General features: G+C 68.2%; 14 protein-coding genes. 7 read left to right on the top strand and 7 right to left on the bottom strand.

Annotated features, from left to right (window positions below; genetic code table 11):
- The first annotated feature begins 31 nt into the window (after nucleotides 1–31).
- Together xerC and H165_RS0114755 are read left to right on the top strand one after the other, a co-directional pair.
- Nucleotides 32–931, top strand: a complete 900-nt coding sequence (gene xerC / locus H165_RS0114760) for a tyrosine recombinase XerC (protein WP_026146656.1) — start codon at nucleotides 32–34, stop codon at nucleotides 929–931.
- Nucleotides 928–1,626, top strand: a complete 699-nt coding sequence (locus H165_RS0114755) for an HAD family hydrolase (RefSeq protein WP_017939714.1) — start codon at nucleotides 928–930, stop codon at nucleotides 1,624–1,626. The genes xerC and H165_RS0114755 overlap by 4 nt, the downstream gene beginning before the upstream one ends.
- A 101-nt stretch (nucleotides 1,627–1,727) precedes the next feature.
- Here the strand turns inward: H165_RS0114755 and sutA are convergent, their stop codons facing one another.
- The 4 genes from sutA to glnK form a co-directional block, all read right to left on the bottom strand.
- The gene (sutA, locus tag H165_RS0114750) at nucleotides 1,728–2,051 is read right to left on the bottom strand and encodes a transcriptional regulator SutA (RefSeq protein WP_017939713.1); all 324 of its coding nucleotides are present in this window, start codon (nucleotides 2,049–2,051) and stop codon (nucleotides 1,728–1,730) included.
- A 75-nt stretch (nucleotides 2,052–2,126) separates the two neighbouring features.
- The gene (locus H165_RS0114745; RefSeq protein WP_017939712.1) at nucleotides 2,127–2,552 is read right to left on the bottom strand and encodes a secondary thiamine-phosphate synthase enzyme YjbQ; all 426 of its coding nucleotides are present in this window, start codon (nucleotides 2,550–2,552) and stop codon (nucleotides 2,127–2,129) included.
- Nucleotides 2,553–2,693: 141 nt separating this feature from the next.
- Nucleotides 2,694–4,016 (bottom strand): ammonium transporter, encoded by a 1,323-nt coding sequence (locus H165_RS0114740; RefSeq protein ID WP_026146655.1) that lies wholly within the window; start codon nucleotides 4,014–4,016, stop codon nucleotides 2,694–2,696.
- Between the two features lie 32 nt (nucleotides 4,017–4,048).
- Entirely contained in the window at nucleotides 4,049–4,387 is a 339-nt protein-coding gene (gene glnK / locus H165_RS0114735) for a P-II family nitrogen regulator (protein WP_003457590.1), read from the bottom strand.
- A gap of 396 nt (nucleotides 4,388–4,783) precedes the next feature.
- On the opposite strand from glnK, the gene H165_RS0114730 reads away from it, so the two are divergent.
- Together H165_RS0114730 and H165_RS0114725 are read left to right on the top strand one after the other, a co-directional pair.
- On the top strand, nucleotides 4,784–5,044 hold the full coding sequence (locus tag H165_RS0114730) for an accessory factor UbiK family protein (protein ID WP_017939710.1): 261 nt from the start codon (nucleotides 4,784–4,786) through the stop codon (nucleotides 5,042–5,044).
- 34 nt (nucleotides 5,045–5,078) lie between these two features.
- Nucleotides 5,079–6,575 carry a YifB family Mg chelatase-like AAA ATPase gene (locus H165_RS0114725; protein ID WP_017939709.1) on the top strand — a complete coding sequence of 499 codons (1,497 nt, stop codon included), beginning with the start codon at nucleotides 5,079–5,081 and terminating at the stop codon, nucleotides 6,573–6,575.
- Between the two features lie 71 nt (nucleotides 6,576–6,646).
- On the opposite strand, the gene H165_RS0114720 is transcribed toward H165_RS0114725, so the two are convergent.
- Nucleotides 6,647–7,081: a YybH family protein gene (locus H165_RS0114720; RefSeq protein WP_017939708.1), complete on the bottom strand. Its 435-nt coding sequence runs from the start codon at nucleotides 7,079–7,081 to the stop codon at nucleotides 6,647–6,649.
- Nucleotides 7,082–7,396: 315 nt separating this feature from the next.
- Between H165_RS0114720 and H165_RS0114715 the strand changes: the two genes are divergently transcribed.
- Entirely contained in the window at nucleotides 7,397–9,364 is a 1,968-nt protein-coding gene (locus tag H165_RS0114715; RefSeq protein WP_017939707.1) for a BCCT family transporter, read from the top strand.
- Nucleotides 9,365–9,643: 279 nt separating this feature from the next.
- On the opposite strand, the gene H165_RS0114710 is transcribed toward H165_RS0114715, so the two are convergent.
- A complete protein-coding gene (locus tag H165_RS0114710) occupies nucleotides 9,644–10,567 on the bottom strand; it encodes a LysR substrate-binding domain-containing protein (RefSeq protein WP_017939706.1) in 924 nt (307 codons plus the stop codon).
- A 137-nt stretch (nucleotides 10,568–10,704) separates the two neighbouring features.
- Here H165_RS0114710 and H165_RS0114705 point away from each other — a divergent pair, with 137 nt between their 5' ends.
- Nucleotides 10,705–12,096 (top strand): NorM family multidrug efflux MATE transporter, encoded by a 1,392-nt coding sequence (locus tag H165_RS0114705; protein ID WP_017939705.1) that lies wholly within the window; start codon nucleotides 10,705–10,707, stop codon nucleotides 12,094–12,096.
- 10 nt (nucleotides 12,097–12,106) lie between these two features.
- On the opposite strand, the gene H165_RS0114700 is transcribed toward H165_RS0114705, so the two are convergent.
- Nucleotides 12,107–13,777 carry a putative bifunctional diguanylate cyclase/phosphodiesterase gene (locus H165_RS0114700; protein ID WP_026146654.1) on the bottom strand — a complete coding sequence of 557 codons (1,671 nt, stop codon included), beginning with the start codon at nucleotides 13,775–13,777 and terminating at the stop codon, nucleotides 12,107–12,109.
- 310 nt (nucleotides 13,778–14,087) lie between these two features.
- Here H165_RS0114700 and rep point away from each other — a divergent pair, with 310 nt between their 5' ends.
- The gene (gene rep / locus H165_RS0114695; RefSeq protein ID WP_026146653.1) at nucleotides 14,088–16,109 is read left to right on the top strand and encodes a DNA helicase Rep; all 2,022 of its coding nucleotides are present in this window, start codon (nucleotides 14,088–14,090) and stop codon (nucleotides 16,107–16,109) included.
- The last annotated feature ends 55 nt before the right edge of the window (nucleotides 16,110–16,164 follow it).

The raw sequence follows: 16,164 nt of genomic DNA, 5'->3' as shown, positions 1-16,164 counted from the left end.
GACAGGCCCCGCCGGGAGCACGAGCGTGACGCTGGAAGCCGACCTTACCGCCTACCTGGAACACCTGCGCAGCGAGCGCCAGGTGTCCGCCCATACCTTGGACGGCTACCGCCGCGACCTGGAGAAGGTCCGCGATCTCGCGGAGCAGGCCGGGATCGCCGCCTGGGCCGATCTGGACGGGCGCCGCCTGCGCGGCTTCGTCGCCCGCCTGCACGGCCAGGGCCAGTCCAGCCGCTCCCTGGCCCGCCTACTCTCGGCGGTGCGCGGCCTGTACCGCTACCTGAACCGCGAGGGCCGCTGCCGCCACGATCCGGCCAGCGGCCTGCGCCCGCCCAAGGGCGAACGGCGCCTGCCGCGCCTGTTGGATGCCGACCGTACCGCCCAATTGCTCGACGGCGCGGTGGAGGACGACTTCATCGCCCGCCGCGACCAGGCGCTGCTGGAGCTTTTCTACTCCTCCGGGCTGCGCCTCTCCGAGCTGGTCGGCCTGAACCTGGAGCAGCTCGACCTGGCCGCCGGGCTGGTGGAGGTACGCGGCAAGGGCAGCAAGACCCGCGTCCTGCCGGTGGGCAGCAAGGCCCGCGCGGCCCTCGAAGAGTGGCTGCCGCTGCGCGCGCAGAGCCGCCCGGCCGACGGCGCCCTGTTCGTCAGCCAGCAGGGCCGCCGCCTGAGCCCCCGCGCCGTGCAGCTGCGGGTACGCCAGGCGGGGATCCGCGAGCTGGGCCAGCACCTCCACCCGCACATGCTGCGTCACAGCTTCGCCAGCCATCTGCTGGAATCCTCCCAGGACCTGCGCGCGGTGCAGGAGCTGCTCGGGCATGCCGACATCGCCACCACCCAGGTCTATACCCACCTGGACTTCCAGCACCTGGCCAAGGTCTACGACAGCGCCCATCCGCGCGCCAAGCGCCGCAGCGGAGCGAGCGAATGAGCATTCGCCTGATCACCTTCGACCTCGACGACACCCTGTGGGACAACCGCCCGGTGATCCAGGGCGCCGAGGCGGCGATGCGCGACTGGCTGGCGGTCCACGCCCCGCGCCTGGTCGAACGGCCGGTGGAGTTCCTCTGGGCGATCCGCAGCCGCCTCGTGGCGCACGAGCCCGGTCTGCGCCACCGGCTCAGCGAGCTGCGCCGACGCACGCTGTTCCACGCCCTGACGGAGGTCGGCTACCCCCACCACGAGGCCCTGCGACTGGCCGAAGGCGCCTTCCAGGCGATGCTTAGCGCCCGCCACCGCATCACCTTCTTCCCGGACACGGTACCGACCCTGGAAACCCTCGCCGGCCGCTACCACCTGGGGGTGATCACCAACGGCAACGCCGACGTACGCCGCCTGGGCCTGGCCGACTACTTCCAGTTCGCCCTCTGCGCCGAGGAGCTGGGCGTCGGCAAGCCGGATCCGGCGCCCTTCCGCGAGGCGCTGAAGCGGGTCGGGGCGCACCCCGACCAGGCGGTGCACATCGGCGACCACCCCGGCGACGACATCCGCGGCGCCCTGGCCGCCGGCCTGCGCGCCGTGTGGTTCAATCCGGGCGGCCTGGACTGGGAAGGCGAGGACGCCCCGGATGGGCAAATCCGCAGTCTCGCCGAACTGCCGGGACTGCTGGCGCGCTGGGGCGGCTGAAGGGCCACTTTGCCCCTGAAACGAAGACACCCCGCGAAAGCAGCGCTCTCGCAGGGTGTCGGGCAAACCACCGAGGTCCGCGACGGACCTGGGCGACTGACTCAGATGGGCCGGCTGCCGTACTTGCTGTCCGGCTTGCGGGGCGGGTCGGCGACCACGTTGGGCTCGATCTCCTGGACCTTGCCGCCACGCGCGAGGAATTCCTGCATGGCGCGTTCCAGGGCTTCGCGCTCCTTCTGCTTGGCCTCGATGCTGGGCAGCTCTTCCGGCTCCACGGCCGCCTTGGCCTTCTTGCCGGGCTTGAGGACGGCTTCGCCCTCGTCGCCGTCGTCGATCTCCACATCGCCGTCATCGGCGGCCGCCAGCTCTTCGCCGTCGTCCTCGACGCCTTCCAGCTCGTCTTGTTCCAGTTCTTCGTCGCTCATGTTCAACCTCATGACTTGCGAAAAGCAGGTTAGTTATAGCCCGGCCACGTACCTATAGAACGCCGCCGGAAAATTTCAAACGGTCTCGCCATAGAGGGTGGCGATGACCTGGCGTGAGCCGCCATGCTCTCGGTGCTCGCCGAGGTAGATGCCCTGCCAGGTACCCAGCGCCAGGCGGCCATCGGCCACCGGCAGGCTCAGCTGGCAACCGAGCAGGCTGGCCTTGAAATGCGCCGGCAGGTCATCCGGCCCTTCGTAGTCATGCTCGTAGCCGCCCTCGCCCTCCGGCGCCAGCCGCGAGAAGAAGCGCTCGAAGTCGCGGCGCACCGCGGGATCGGCGTTCTCGTTGACGGTCAGCGAAGCCGAGGTGTGGCGCAGCCACAGGTGTAACAGACCGACGCGGCAGTCACGCAGTTCCGGCAAGGCGGCGAGGATCTCCTCGGTAACCAGGTGAAACCCCCGCGGCCGCGGTTGCAGGCGGATCAGGCGCTGCTGCCACATACTGAGCCCTCCAGTTTGGCGCGCATTCTAGCGTGCCCCGTGGAAAAGCAAAGAGCGACCTTGGCCGGGCCTGGCAGGTCATGTCCGCAGACAGCAAAACGCCCGGCGAGAGCCGGGCGTTTCGGGTACCGCAGGCGAGGCTTACAGGTTGTAGCCGCGCTCGTTGTGCAGGGCCAGGTCGAGACCGACGGTCTCTTCCTCTTCGCTGACACGCAGGCCCATCACCGCATCCACGACCTTGAGGATGATGAAGGTCAGCACGGTGGTGTAGACGATGGTGAACAGCACGCTCTCGGTCTGGATCCACAGCTGGCTGGCGATGCTCTCGATCTCGCCAAAGCCGCCCAGGGACGGGGCGCCGAAGGCACCGACCAGGATCGCGCCGACGATACCGCCGATGCAGTGCACGCCGAACACGTCGAGGGAGTCGTCATAGCCCAGCTTGCGCTTCAGGCTGGTGGCGGAGAAGAAGCAGATCACGCCGGCGGCGATGCCGATCACCAGGGCGCCCACCGGGCCGACCGCACCGGCAGCCGGGGTAATGGCCACCAGACCGGCCACCACACCGGAGGCGATGCCCAGGGCGCTCGGTTTGCCGTGGGTGACCCACTCGGCGAACATCCAGCCCAGTGCGGCAGCAGCGGTGGCGATCTGGGTCACCAGCATGGCCATGCCGGCGGTGTCGTCAGCGGCGGCCGCGGAGCCGGCGTTGAAGCCGAACCAGCCGATCCACAGCATGGCAGCACCGATCAGGGTGTAGCCGAGGTTGTGCGGGGCCATCGGGGTGGTCGGATAGCCCTTGCGCTTACCCAGCACCAGGCAGGCCACCAGGCCGGCGATACCGGCGTTGATGTGCACCACGGTGCCGCCGGCGAAGTCGATCACGCCTTCATCCCACAGGAAGGCACCGTCGCCGGACCACACCATGTGGCACATGGGGGCGTAGACGATGGTGAACCAGATGGCCATGAAGACCAGCATCGCGGAGAACTTCATGCGCTCGGCGAAGGCACCGACGATCAGCGCCGGGGTGATGATCGCGAAGGTCATCTGGAAGGTGACGAACACGCTTTCCGGGAAGGCGCCGACCAGGCTGTCCTTGGTCAGGTTGCTCAGGAAGGCGTTATTCAGGCTACCCACGAAGGAGTTGAAGTTGACGACACCCTGTTCCATGCCGGTGGTGTCGAAGGCCAGGCTGTAGCCGTAGGCGAACCACAGGATGCTCATCAGGCCGGTGATGGCGAAGCATTGCATCATCACCGAGAGGATGTTCTTGGAACGCACCATGCCGCCGTAGAACAGCGCCAGGCCGGGGATGGTCATGAACAGCACCAGCGCGGTGGAGGTCAGCATCCACGCGGTATCGCCGGCGTTCAGGGTGGCCGCTTCCTCGGCCATGGCCAGGCCGGGTGCGGTGAACAGGGACACGAGGGCTCCTAGCCCTGCGAGCTTACGCAGAGTCATATGTTTTCTCCTGGGGCTTTGGGTTCGGCGAATTAGATGGCGTCTGTGCCGGTTTCGCCGGTACGGATGCGGATAGCCTGTTCCAGATTGACCACGAAGATCTTGCCGTCACCGATCTTGCCGGTATTGGCAGCCTTGGTGATGGCTTCGATCACCCGGTCGAGCTGGTCATCGGCGATCGCCACGTCGATCTTCACCTTGGGCAGGAAGTCGACGACGTACTCGGCACCGCGATACAGCTCGGTATGACCCTTCTGCCGTCCGAAGCCCTTGACCTCGGTAACGGTGATGCCCTGCACGCCGATCTCGGACAACGACTCACGCACGTCGTCCAGCTTGAACGGCTTGATGATGGCAGTGACTAGCTTCATGAAATCTCTCCCGTTTTGGTGGACTCGCCCCAGGAAATAAACGAACCCGGTTCAAGTCTATGCGCAGTGTCTGGCTTTGTAACGCATCGGGAGCCCTGGCTCGGCCATCCCGACAACAACCAACCGCCTTCCGGTGGAACGACTCCCCCCGTTCCACCCTGCACCGAACTGCATCAGTGCATGCGTCAGCGCTTACCAAGCAGAAACCTTGCCATGTCCGTGCAGTCCAGGATTTTCGAGGCATGGCGCGCGTCCCCGGACGGCATGCGGGGCAATTTGCCACGACACGCGCACCATATTGGTGCAACCAACCCGACGGGCTCGCTCAATAGCTGTGCAAATTCTGGCCGCCGGGCGGCGTGATACACTGCGAGCGTCTTCATCGGAACCATCGCCATGCTGCCACCCAAAGCCCTGCTCGACGCCCTCGCCAGCCAAGCCACCCGCCTGTTCGGCACCGACAGCCCGCTGCCCCGCACGGAGCTGGAAAGCCAGTTCAAGGCCCTGCTGCAGAGCGCCTTCAGCAAGCTCGACCTGGTCAGCCGCGAGGAATTCGACAGTCAGATGACCGTGCTGGCCCGCACCCGTGCGCGCCTGGAGGCGCTGGAGGCGCGGGTCGCCGAGCTGGAAGCCAAGCAGAACCCGCCCGCCGAGTGACCCCGCAGGCGGGACAGTCGATCAAGGAGCGATCATGTCCCTGGCCATCATCCACAGCCGCGCACTGGTCGGCGTCGAGGCGCCGGCCGTCACCGTCGAGGCCCATCTCGCCAACGGCCTGCCGTCCCTGACCCTGGTCGGCCTGCCGGAAACCAGCGTCAAGGAAAGCAAGGACCGCGTGCGCAGCGCGATTCTCAACGCCGGCTTCGACTTCCCAGCGCGGCGCATCACCCTCAACCTGGCCCCCGCCGACCTGCCCAAGGACGGCGGACGCTTCGACCTGGCCATCGCCCTGGGCATTCTCGCCGCCAGCGGACAGCTTCCGGGAGAGGCCCTGGACGACCTGGAATGCCTCGGCGAGCTGGCCCTCTCCGGCGCCCTGCGCCCGGTGCAGGGCGTGCTGCCGGCGGCCCTGGCAGCCCGCGCCAGTGGACGCACCCTAGTGGTGCCGCGGGCCAACGCCGAGGAGGCCAGCCTGGCCTCGGGCCTAAAGGTGCTGGCGGTGGACCACCTACTGGAGCTGGCCGGGCACCTCAACGGCAGCGCGCCGCTGGCCGCCTATCAGGCCCGCGGCCTGCCGCAGCAGCCGACGCCCTATCCGGACCTCGCCGAGGTACAGGGCCAACTGGCCGCCAAGCGTGCCCTGCTGGTGGCCGCCGCCGGCGCACACAACCTCCTGCTCAGCGGCCCGCCAGGCACCGGCAAGACCCTCCTGGCCAGCCGCCTGCCTGGCCTGCTGCCGCCGCTCACCGAAGCCGAGGCCCTGGAGGTGGCCGCCATCCACTCGGTGGCCAGCCAGACGCCGCTGGAGGCCTGGCCGCAGCGGCCGTTCCGTACCCCACACCATTCCGCCTCCGGCCCCGCTCTGGTCGGCGGCGGCAGCCGCCCGCAGCCCGGCGAGATCACCCTGGCGCACCACGGCGTGCTGTTCCTCGACGAGCTGCCGGAGTTCGACCGCAAGGTTCTCGAGGTGCTCCGCGAGCCCCTGGAAACCGGACACATCGTGATCGCCCGGGCCCGCGACCGGGTACGCTTCCCGGCGCGCTTCCAACTGGTCGCGGCGATGAACCCCTGCCCCTGCGGCTATCTGCACGACCCCGGCGGGCGCTGCCGCTGCACCCCGGAACAGGTGCAGCGCTACCGCGCCAAGCTGTCCGGACCACTGCTCGACCGCATCGACCTGCACATCACCGTGGCGCGGGAAACCACCTCGCTCGAGGCGAGCGGCGAACCCGCTCAGACGAGCGCTAGCGTCGCCGCCCGGGTGGCCGCCGCGCGGCAGCGCCAGCTGGCCCGCCAGGGCTGTACCAACGCCGCCCTCGACCTGCCCGGACTGCGACAGCACTGCCCATTGCGCACGGCCGACCGGCACTGGCTGGAGCAGGCCTGCGAGCGCCTCGGCCTATCCCTGCGCGCCACCCACCGGCTGCTCAAGGTGGCGCGCACCCTCGCCGACCTGGACGAGCAGGAGACCATCGCCCGGCCGCACCTGGCAGAGGCGCTGCAGTATCGGCCGGGGCTGGGGGCTTAGACGGACTTGGGGCTGGCTTGGCCCCTCGCCAAGGGAAAGGGAGCGGCTGGCGGGCCCCCAAGACCGGGGGCTCAGGGCTGAGCGTCGACCAGCGCCTTGTTGCTTTCCAGGTCGATCGGGAAGGAGAAGTGCTCGTGAACGATCAGCCAGCGCCCTTCGATCTTGCGGAAGCCCTGGGTGACGCGGCACCAGCAGCCCTGCACGTTGCCCTGCGCATCGACCCCGCCGCAATGGGAGAGGTAGTGGGCGAAGGCCAGGTTGCCGTCGACCTGCAGTTCCCGTTCGCGGGTCTCGTAGATCGGCTTGCCCTCGCAGAGGCCCATGCAGAACTCCCAGTGCGCGCGGTAGGCGTCGCGGCCCTTGAACTGCAGCTGCTGGATGGCATCGAAGGCGACGATGTCCTCGGCGTAGGTGGCCACCACGGTGGCGACGTCCTTGTCGATGAAGCCCTTCACCCAGGTATCCAGCAGGGCGAGGATCTGGTCGCGGTCGGAGACAGTAGTCATGGCGATTTCCTCTGGTTGTCATGGTCGGGCTCGATGCTTCACAGCTGCGGCTGGCCTACCGGCGCACCTCGACGCGGCGCGGGGATCCGCATGACGCGCTCCGCTACGGGCTCAGCGCATCGCCTAGGCTCTGGAGTCCGGCGGCGTGGCCCCATGGTAGGCGATGGTCGCAGACGGAGCGGCGACGGCGACGGATGGAGCAAGCAAAAAACTATCGATGCGAAATATTAGATTGTAAAAAGCTATCGAAATTGGTTAACATGGGACACTTTTCCGCCCTTGGGCGCCCATCCGATCACAAGGAGAGCTGTCTCAATGGAGGCCAAGCAGTCTTCGCTCAACCCGCCGGTTTTCTTCGGCTCCGCCATCCTGATCTGCGCCACGGTGGCGTACTGCATGCTGTTCCCGACGCAGGCGCAGCAGACCTTCGGCCAGGTCCAGGAATGGATCGTCAACAACGCCAGCTGGTTCTACGTGCTCGCCGTGGCACTGATTCTGATCAGCGTAGTGTTCCTCGCCACCAGCCGCTACGGCGACCTCAAGCTGGGTCCCGACCATAGCCAACCCGAATACCGCAACCTCACCTGGTTCGCCATGCTGTTCTGCGCCGGCATGGGCATCGGCCTGATGTTCTTCGGCGTGGCCGAGCCGCTGATGCACTACGCAGCGCCGCCGGTGGGCGAGCCGCAAAGCGTGCAGGCGGCTCGCGAGGCAATGAAGCTGACCTTCTTCCACTGGGGTCTGCATGCCTGGTCGATCTACGCCATCGTGGCGCTGATCCTCGCCTTCTTCAGCTTCCGCCACGGCCTGCCGCTGACCCTGCGCTCGGCGCTCTACCCGCTGATCGGAGCACGCATCCACGGGCCCATCGGCCATGCGGTGGACATTTTCGCCATCCTTGGCACCGTGTTCGGGGTGGCCACCTCGCTGGGCTACGGGGTGCTGCAGATCAACAGCGGCCTGCACCACCTGTTCGGCGTGCCGGTCAGCGTGCCGGTGCAGGTCACCCTGATCGCCGGCACCTGCGCCTTGGCTACCCTGTCGGTAGCCAGCGGCCTGAACCGCGGCATCCGCATCCTCTCCGAGCTGAACATGGGCCTGGCGGTGCTCCTGCTGCTGTTCGTGCTGGTCCTCGGGCCCACGGTGTTCCTGCTCAAGACCTTCGTGCAGAACACCGGCAGCTACCTCTCGGAGATCGTCAGCAAGACCTTCAACCTGTACGCCTACGAACCGACCGACTGGATCGGCGGCTGGACCCTGCTGTACTGGGGCTGGTGGCTGTCCTGGTCGCCCTTCGTCGGCCTGTTCATCGCGCGCATCTCCCGCGGGCGGACCATCCGTGAGTTCGTCTGCGGCGTGCTCTTCGTGCCCGCCGGCTTCACCCTACTGTGGATGACGGTGTTCGGCGACACGGCCATCCACCTGGTGCTCCAGGAGGGCGTCGGCAGCCTGCTGGACACGGTGCGCGCCGACAGCTCGCTGGCATTGTTCGCCTTCCTCGAACAGCTGCCGCTGTCGGGCCTGATGTCCAGCCTGGCGGTGCTGATGGTGGTGATCTTCTTCGTCACCTCGGCGGACTCCGGCGCCCTGGTGGTAGACATGCTGGCCTCCGGCGGCCAGGAGCGCACGCCACTCTGGCAGCGCCTGTTCTGGTCGATCCTGATCGGCGTGGTGGCCGTCGCCCTGCTCCTCGCCGACGGCCTCAAGGCCCTGCAGACCGCCACCATCGCCAGCGCCCTGCCGTTCGCCATGGTCCTACTGGCGGCCACCTGGGGACTGTTCAAGGCCCTGCGCCTGGATGCCACCAAGCGCGGCATCCGCTACCAGGCGCTGAACAGCTCGCGGCCCGCGCCGCGCCACCCCGGCGGCTGGCAGCGCCGCCTGCGCAGCCTGGTGATGTTCCCGCGCCGCGCTCATGTCACCCGTTTCATCAGCGAGGTGGTGGAACCGGCCTGCCAGGCCGTGGCTGAGGAACTGCGCAAGCAGGGTCTGGACGCCCAAGTGATCGACGGCGAGGACGGCCGCATCGGCCTGGAGGTAGCCCACGGCACGGAGATCGATTTCCGCTACGAGGTGCGCCCACGCGCCTTCGTGCAGCCCAGCTTCGCCCTGCGCGACACCAGCGACGCCGGCAGCGAGGAGCGCAAGTACTTCCGCGCCGAGGTCTACCTGCGCGAGGGCGGCCAGGACTACGACGTCATGGGCTGGGGCCGCGACGAGGTGATCAGCGATATCCTCGACCAGTACGAGAAGCACATGCACTTCCTGCACCTGGTGCGCTAGCTGCGAGATCTCTCCGTAGGTTGTTCATCCGGAGCATTCCCGGATTCTGGACGTGTGCCCTCCAGGAGCTCCGGATGGACCCGCATGAAAGCAGCGGCACCCAGCGCGAACGCCTGATGCCCCGACGTTGTGCGGACGCCGCGCAAGGCGTTGGCCGGATCGACGCGCACCCGGTCGATCACTTCCTGGCACAAGCCTCGCGCCAGCCTTGGCTAGCCCCCTCCCATCAGCCGCGCGCCACATCCACTGGACCACGTACTGGGTTTACACAGCTAGCGCTCAGGACCGGACGAACTCCACCTGCGGCAGGCGCATCGCCGCCACTTCGGCCTGCAGGAAGTCGCGCAGGCGACGGAAGCGCTCCTGGCCGCGACGCGCCTTCGGCCACACCAGGTAGTAGCCGCTGCCGCTGAACACCGCGCTCGGCCAGGGCAGACCGAGGCGCCGGTCGGCGACGTCCTCGGCGACCATCAGCAGGTCGCCGATGGACACCCCGTAACCGCGCGCCGCGGCGACTATGCCCAGCTCCAGCATGTCGAAGGTCTGCCCGCTGCGCAGCGGCACCTGGCGGTCCAGCTTCATGGCCTTCAGCCAGCGCCGCCAGTCGCGGCGGTCCGGGGTCGGGTGCAACTGGTCGGCGGCCTGCAGGCGCGGCAGGTCCCAGGGCCCGTCGGCCGCCGCCTCGGGGGCGCAGACCGGGATTAGCCATTCCTCGAAGAGCAGCGCGCTCTCCCAGTCATCGGGAAAGCTGCCGTCGCTGAGCAGCACCGCGCAGTCGTAGGGCTCGTGCTGAAAGTCCACGCCGTCCACGTCCATCCAGGCGCTGGTCAGCTGCACCTCGATGTCGGGGTTGTGCATGCGAAAGCGCGACAGGCGCGCCAATAGCCAGCGCACCGTGAGGGTGGAGGGCGCCTTCAGGCGCAGCGCGCCCTCCTCACTGCGCAGGCTGGCGCAGGCCCGTTCCAGGGCGTCGAAACCGTCGCGCAGGCCGGGCAGCAGCAGACGCGCGCTCTCGGTGAGGCGCAGGTGGCGACCGGCGCGCTCGAACAGCCGGCAGGCGAAGTGCTCTTCCAGGGTGCGCACGTGCCGGCTCACCGCGCTCTGGGTGATGGCCAGCTCCTCGGCGGCGCGGGTGAAGGACAGGTGCCGGGCAGCGGCCTCGAAGGCACGCAGGGCATAGAGCGGCGGCAGGCGACGGGCCATGGCGGCATCCCATGAGTCTGTGTCATGACAGGCATGGCTTTTTTCCCTTTGTCCGCAGCGTGCCTGCCCTGGAAAATTAAGACATTCTCCTGCTGCCGGCGTTCTGCCGGCAAGCCACTGCCTGAGCCTGACTCATCATGTCGAACCTCACCCGCGACGAGTTGGTCGCCCTCTTCCGTCTCGCCGGTCCGCTGATCGCCGCACAGTTGGCCCACGTACTCATGGTGTTCACCGACACCATCATGATGGGCTTGCTCGGCCCCGAGCAGTTGGCCGGCGGCGCCTTGGGCGCCACCTGCTACTTCATGCTCTCGCTGTTCTGCGTCGGCATGGTGGCGGCGGTCGGCAGCCTGGTGGCGATCCGCCACGGCGCCGGGGACGCCGCGGGTGCCACGCGCCTGCTGCAGAACGGCCTGTGGCTGGCCCTGCTGCTCGGCATCGGCGGCGCCCTGTGCCTGCGCTCCCTCGGTCCGCTGCTGCCGTATCTCGGCCAGCAGCCGGAAGTGGCGACGCGCGCCATGCAGCTGCTCGGCCCACTGGCCCTCGCCCTGCCCGGCTACCTAGCCTTCATGGCCCTGCGCGGCTTTACCAGCGCGATCGGCCATCCCGGTCCGGTGATGACCATCGGCCTGGCCGGCGCGGCGGCCAACCTCCTGATCAACTACGCGCTGATCCGCGGCTGGTTCGGCCTGCCCCGGCTGGGCCTGGCCGGCATCGGCCTGACCACCGCGCTGGTCAGCAGCGGCATGGCCCTGGCACTGGCCCTGTACATCCTGCGCGCGCCGGTCTATCGCCAGTACCGGGTACTGCGCGGCCTGCTGCGCCCGCGCCGCGCCGAGCTGGGCGCGCTGCTGCGCCTGGGTCTGCCGATCGGCGGCACCTACGCCGCCGAGCAGGGCATGTTCAGCTTCGCCACCCTGTGCATGGGCGCCCTGGGCAGCGTGCAACTGGCCGCGCACCAGATCGCCCTCCAGGCGGTGACCCTGGCCTTCATCCTGCCCCAGGGGCTGTCCTACGCGGTGACCTACCGGGTCGGCCAGCACCTCGGCGCCGGCCACCCGGCCTTGCTGCGCCGCGCCGGACGCCTGGGCATCGCCAGCGGCGCCGCCTGCATGCTGGTCTTCGCCCTGCTGTTCTGGCTGCTGCCGGAGCCGGTGATCGGCCTGTTCGTCGACCGCCACGACCCGGCCTTCACCGAGGTGGTCAGCCTGGCCGTCGGCCTGCTGGCGGTGGCCGCGGTGTTCGAGCTGTTCGACGGCACCCAGAGCATCGCCATGGGCACCATCCGCGGCCTGGGCGACGGCAAGACCACTCTCCTGGTCGGCCTCGGCTGCTACTGGCTGATCGGCATCCCGCTGGCCTGGGGGCTGGCCTTTCCGCTCGGCTGGGGCGCCCACGGGGTCTGGTGGGGCCTGGCCGCCGGCCTGGCCTGTGCGGCACTGGGCCTGAGCCTCGGCTTCGAGGCCAAGTGCGCGCGTCTGCTGCGCCGGGCGCGGCGCGAGCCGGCGGCGGAAGGGTGTCCGGCCTGAGTGACCGGAGTCAGGACTGCTCGGCGAGCAGCGCCTGGCGCTCGCTCTGCATCAGGAAACGCACCAGCTCGGCGAGCGGTAGCGGAGGGCTGATCAGGTAGCCCTGCACCTGGTCGCAGCCATAGCGGCGCAGCAGGGCCAGCTGATCGCTGTGCTCGACGCCCTCGGCGACCACCTCGAGGCCGAGGTTGTGCGCCAGGTTGATCATCGCCCGCACCAACTGATGGTTCTCCCCGTGCTTGCCCATGTCGGCGACGAAGCTCTTGTCGATCTTCAGGAGGGTGATCGGCAGGCTGTTGAGGTGCACGAAGGACGAGAAGCCGGTGCCGAAGTCGTCCAGGGAGAAGCGCACGCCCAGCTGGGCCAGGCCGTGCATGGTCTGCTGCACCGGCTCGCGGCGGCGCATCACCGCGGTTTCGGTGAGCTCGAACTCCAGCCAGCGCGCCTCAACGCCGCGGTCGGCGATCAGCCGCTGCAGGGTGGACAGCAGCTGACTGTCCTGGAACTGCCGGAACGACAGGTTGACCGCCATGTGCATGGCCGGCAGGCCGCGGCCGCGCAGCCACTGCATGTCGCGCAGGGCGCGGGCCATCACCCAGTAGCCGAGCGGCACGATCAGCCCGCTCTGCTCGGCCAGGGGGATGAACTGGTCGGGGCCGAGCAGGCCGCGCTCGGCGTGCTGCCAGCGCACCAGCGCCTCCAGGCCGACGATGCGCCCGCTGGCCAGGCTCAGGCGCGGCTGGTAGTGCAGCTCCAGCTCGTCGCGGCGCAGGGCGTGGCGCAGCTCGCCCTCCAGGTCGGCGAGGCTGCGCGCACTGCGGTTGATGCGCTCGTCGAAGATGTGGAAGGTGCAGCCCTGCGCGCTCTTGGCCTGTTGCATGGCGATGTGCGCATGCCACATCAGCGGGTCGGCGCCGGCACCGGCGCGGGCGTGGGCGATGCCCAGGCTGCAGCCGAGCAGCAGACTCTCGCCGTCCACCAGGTAGGGTTCGGAAAGCGCTTCGGTGAGCCGCTCGGCGAGGCGCTCGGCGCGCTGTGGGTCGCGGCGGGTGTCGATGAGCAGGGCGAACTCGTCACTGCCCAGACGCGCCAGCTGGTCGCCGGGAGCCAGTTGCGCCTGCAGGCGGGCCACCACCTGGAGGATCAGACGGTCGCCGGCACGGTGGCCGAGGGCGTCGTTGGCGTGGTGGAAGTTGTCCAGGTCGAGGTGGCCGAGGGCCAGACCGCGCCCGCCGGACTCGGCCAGACGGGCGGCCAGCAGGGCCTGGAAGCCCTGGCGGTTGGCGATGCCGGTCAGCGGGTCCTGCTCAGCCAGGCGCTGCAGGCTGAGCTTCAGCTGCACCTGCTCGCGCACGTGGCGCAGGCAACGACGCAGCATGTCGGCACAGAAGCCGTCGCGCACCAGCCAGTCGCAGGCGCCCAGCGGCGGCTCGCGGGGTTCCTCGTCGAGAAGCAGGACCACCGGCAGCGAGCAACGCTCCGGCGCCGGCTGGAAGCGCGGGGTGGTCAGCAGCAGCCCCTGGGGATGGTCGTCGAACAGCGCGCTGGCCGCCTCCCATGACGGCGCGGTGATCAGCGCGGAGGGATTGCCCAGCGCCGCCAGCTGCTCACGCAGCAGGCGCCCCCAGTCCGACCCATCGGCCAGCAGCACCATCCGCAAGGGCTCAATGAACGCGGACAAGCATCCCCCCGACACAAGAACAATGGCGGTTCGAACCGCCCCGGCGCACCTTTCCAGGTGTCTAGCTCGCCCTTCCCATGGCGAATCGAAGCATCCTGCGGCATCGTCCGTCGGGCGACAAGCCCTGACGGTGCAACAAAGCCTACTGCATCTCATCCTCGGATCGAAGAAAGCATAGTGGCATCGCGCCCAACCGGGCAGACCCGTCGCGCGACCGCACCGCCAGGCGGCGCCTTCCGGACGGTTAGGGCATCGCCGGCCCCGGCCTGCTAGAATGCGCGCCCATCCTTTCCCGTTCCCCGACTGCGAGATGTCCCGACTCAACCCCCGGCAACAGGAAGCCGTGAACTACGTCGGCGGTCCCCTGCTGGTGCTGGCCGGCGCCGGCTCCGGCAAGACCAGCGTGATCACCCGCAAGATCGCCTACCTGATCCAGCAGTGCGGCATCCGCGCCCAGTACATCGTGGCGGTGACCTTCACCAACAAGGCCGCCCGCGAGATGAAGGAGCGCGTCAGCAGCCTGCTGCGCCCCGGCGAGGGCAAGGGGCTTACCGTCTCCACCTTCCACAACCTGGGGCTGAACATCATCCGCAAGGAGCACGCGGTACTCGGCTACAAGGCCGGCTTCTCGATCTTCGACGAGTCGGACATCAAGGCGCTGCTCAGCGACATCATGCAGAAGGAGTACGCCGGGGACGACGGCATCGACGAGGTGAAGAACCTGATCGGCGCCTGGAAGAATGACCTGATCCTCCCCGAGGAGGCCCTGGCCAAGGCCCGCTCGCCCCGCGAGCAGACCGCAGCGATCGTCTACCTGCACTACCAGCGCACCCTCAAGGCGTACAACGCGGTGGACTTCGACGACCTCATCCTGCAACCGGTGAAGCTGTTCCAGGAGCACCCGGAGATCCTCGAAAAATGGCGCAACCGAGTGCGCTACATGCTGGTCGACGAATACCAGGACACCAACGCCAGCCAGTACCTGCTGGTCAAACTGCTGGTCAAGGAGCGCGCGCAGTTCACCGTGGTGGGTGACGACGACCAGTCGATCTACGCCTGGCGCGGCGCACGGCCGGAGAACCTGATGCAGCTGAAGGAGGACTTCCCCTCCCTGAAGGTGGTGATGCTCGAGCAGAACTACCGCTCCACCAGCCGCATCCTCAAGTGTGCCAACGTGCTGATCGCCAACAACCCGCACGTGTTCGAGAAGCAGCTGTGGTCGGAAATGGGCCACGGCGACCCGATCCGGGTGATCCGCTGCAAGAACGAGGACGCCGAGTGCGAGCGGGTGGCCATGGAAATCCTCACCCAGCACCTCCGCACCGGCCGGCCGTACAGCGACTTCGCCATCCTCTACCGCGGCAACTACCAGGCCAAGCTGATGGAGCTGAAGCTCCAGCACCACCAGATCCCCTACCGACTGTCCGGCGGCACCAGCTTCTTCGCCCGTCAGGAGGTGAAGGACCTGATGAGCTACTTCCGCCTGCTGGTCAACCCGGACGACGACAACGCCTTCCTGCGGGTGATCAACGTGCCGCGCCGCGAGATCGGCTCGACTACCCTGGAGAAACTCGGCAACTACGCCAGCGAGCGGCAGATCAGCATGTACGCGGCGATCGACGAGCTGGGCCTCGCCGAGCATCTCGACAGCCGCTACATCGAGCGCCTGCAGCGCTTCAAGCGCTTCATGGACAGGATCCGCCAGCAGTGCGCCGAGCAGGAGCCGATCACCGTGTTGCGCAGCATGGTGATGGACATCGACTACGAGAACTGGCTGCGCCAGAACGCCTCCAGCGACAAGGTCGCCGAGGCGCGCATGGGCAACGTCTGGTTCCTCCTCGACGCGCTGAAGAACACCCTCGAAAAGGACGAGGACGGCGACATGACCATCGAGGACGCCATTGGCAAGCTGGTGCTGCGCGACATGCTGGAGCGCCAACAGGAGGAGGAGGAAGGCGCCGAGGGCGTACAGATGATGACCCTGCACGCCTCCAAGGGTCTGGAGTTCCCCCAAGTGTTCATCATCGGCGTGGAAGAGGACATCCTTCCCCACCGCTCGAGCATCGAGGCCGACACCATCGAGGAGGAGCGCCGCCTAGCCTACGTGGGCATCACCCGTGCGCGGCAGAACCTGACCCTCACCTACGCGGCGCGGCGCAAGCAGTACGGCGAGATCATCGAGTGCTCGCCGAGCCGTTTCCTCGACGAACTGCCCCAGGAGGATCTGCAGTGGGAAGGCCAGGAGGACACCCCCGTGGAGGTCAAGGCCGCCCGCGGCAACGACGCCCTGGCGGCGATGCGCGCCATGCTGAAGCGACCGGCGCTGGAATGAGCCCGGCCACCCGAACCACCCCCGGCCGCCGCCGGGCCCAATGTCACTGAGAGGA

Source organism: Pseudomonas thermotolerans DSM 14292 (assembly GCF_000364625.1).
GTDB lineage: Bacteria > Pseudomonadota > Gammaproteobacteria > Pseudomonadales > Pseudomonadaceae > Aquipseudomonas > Aquipseudomonas thermotolerans.
The sequence above is the reverse complement of the archived record's forward strand: the minus strand, read 5'-3'. Positions and strand labels throughout refer to the sequence as shown.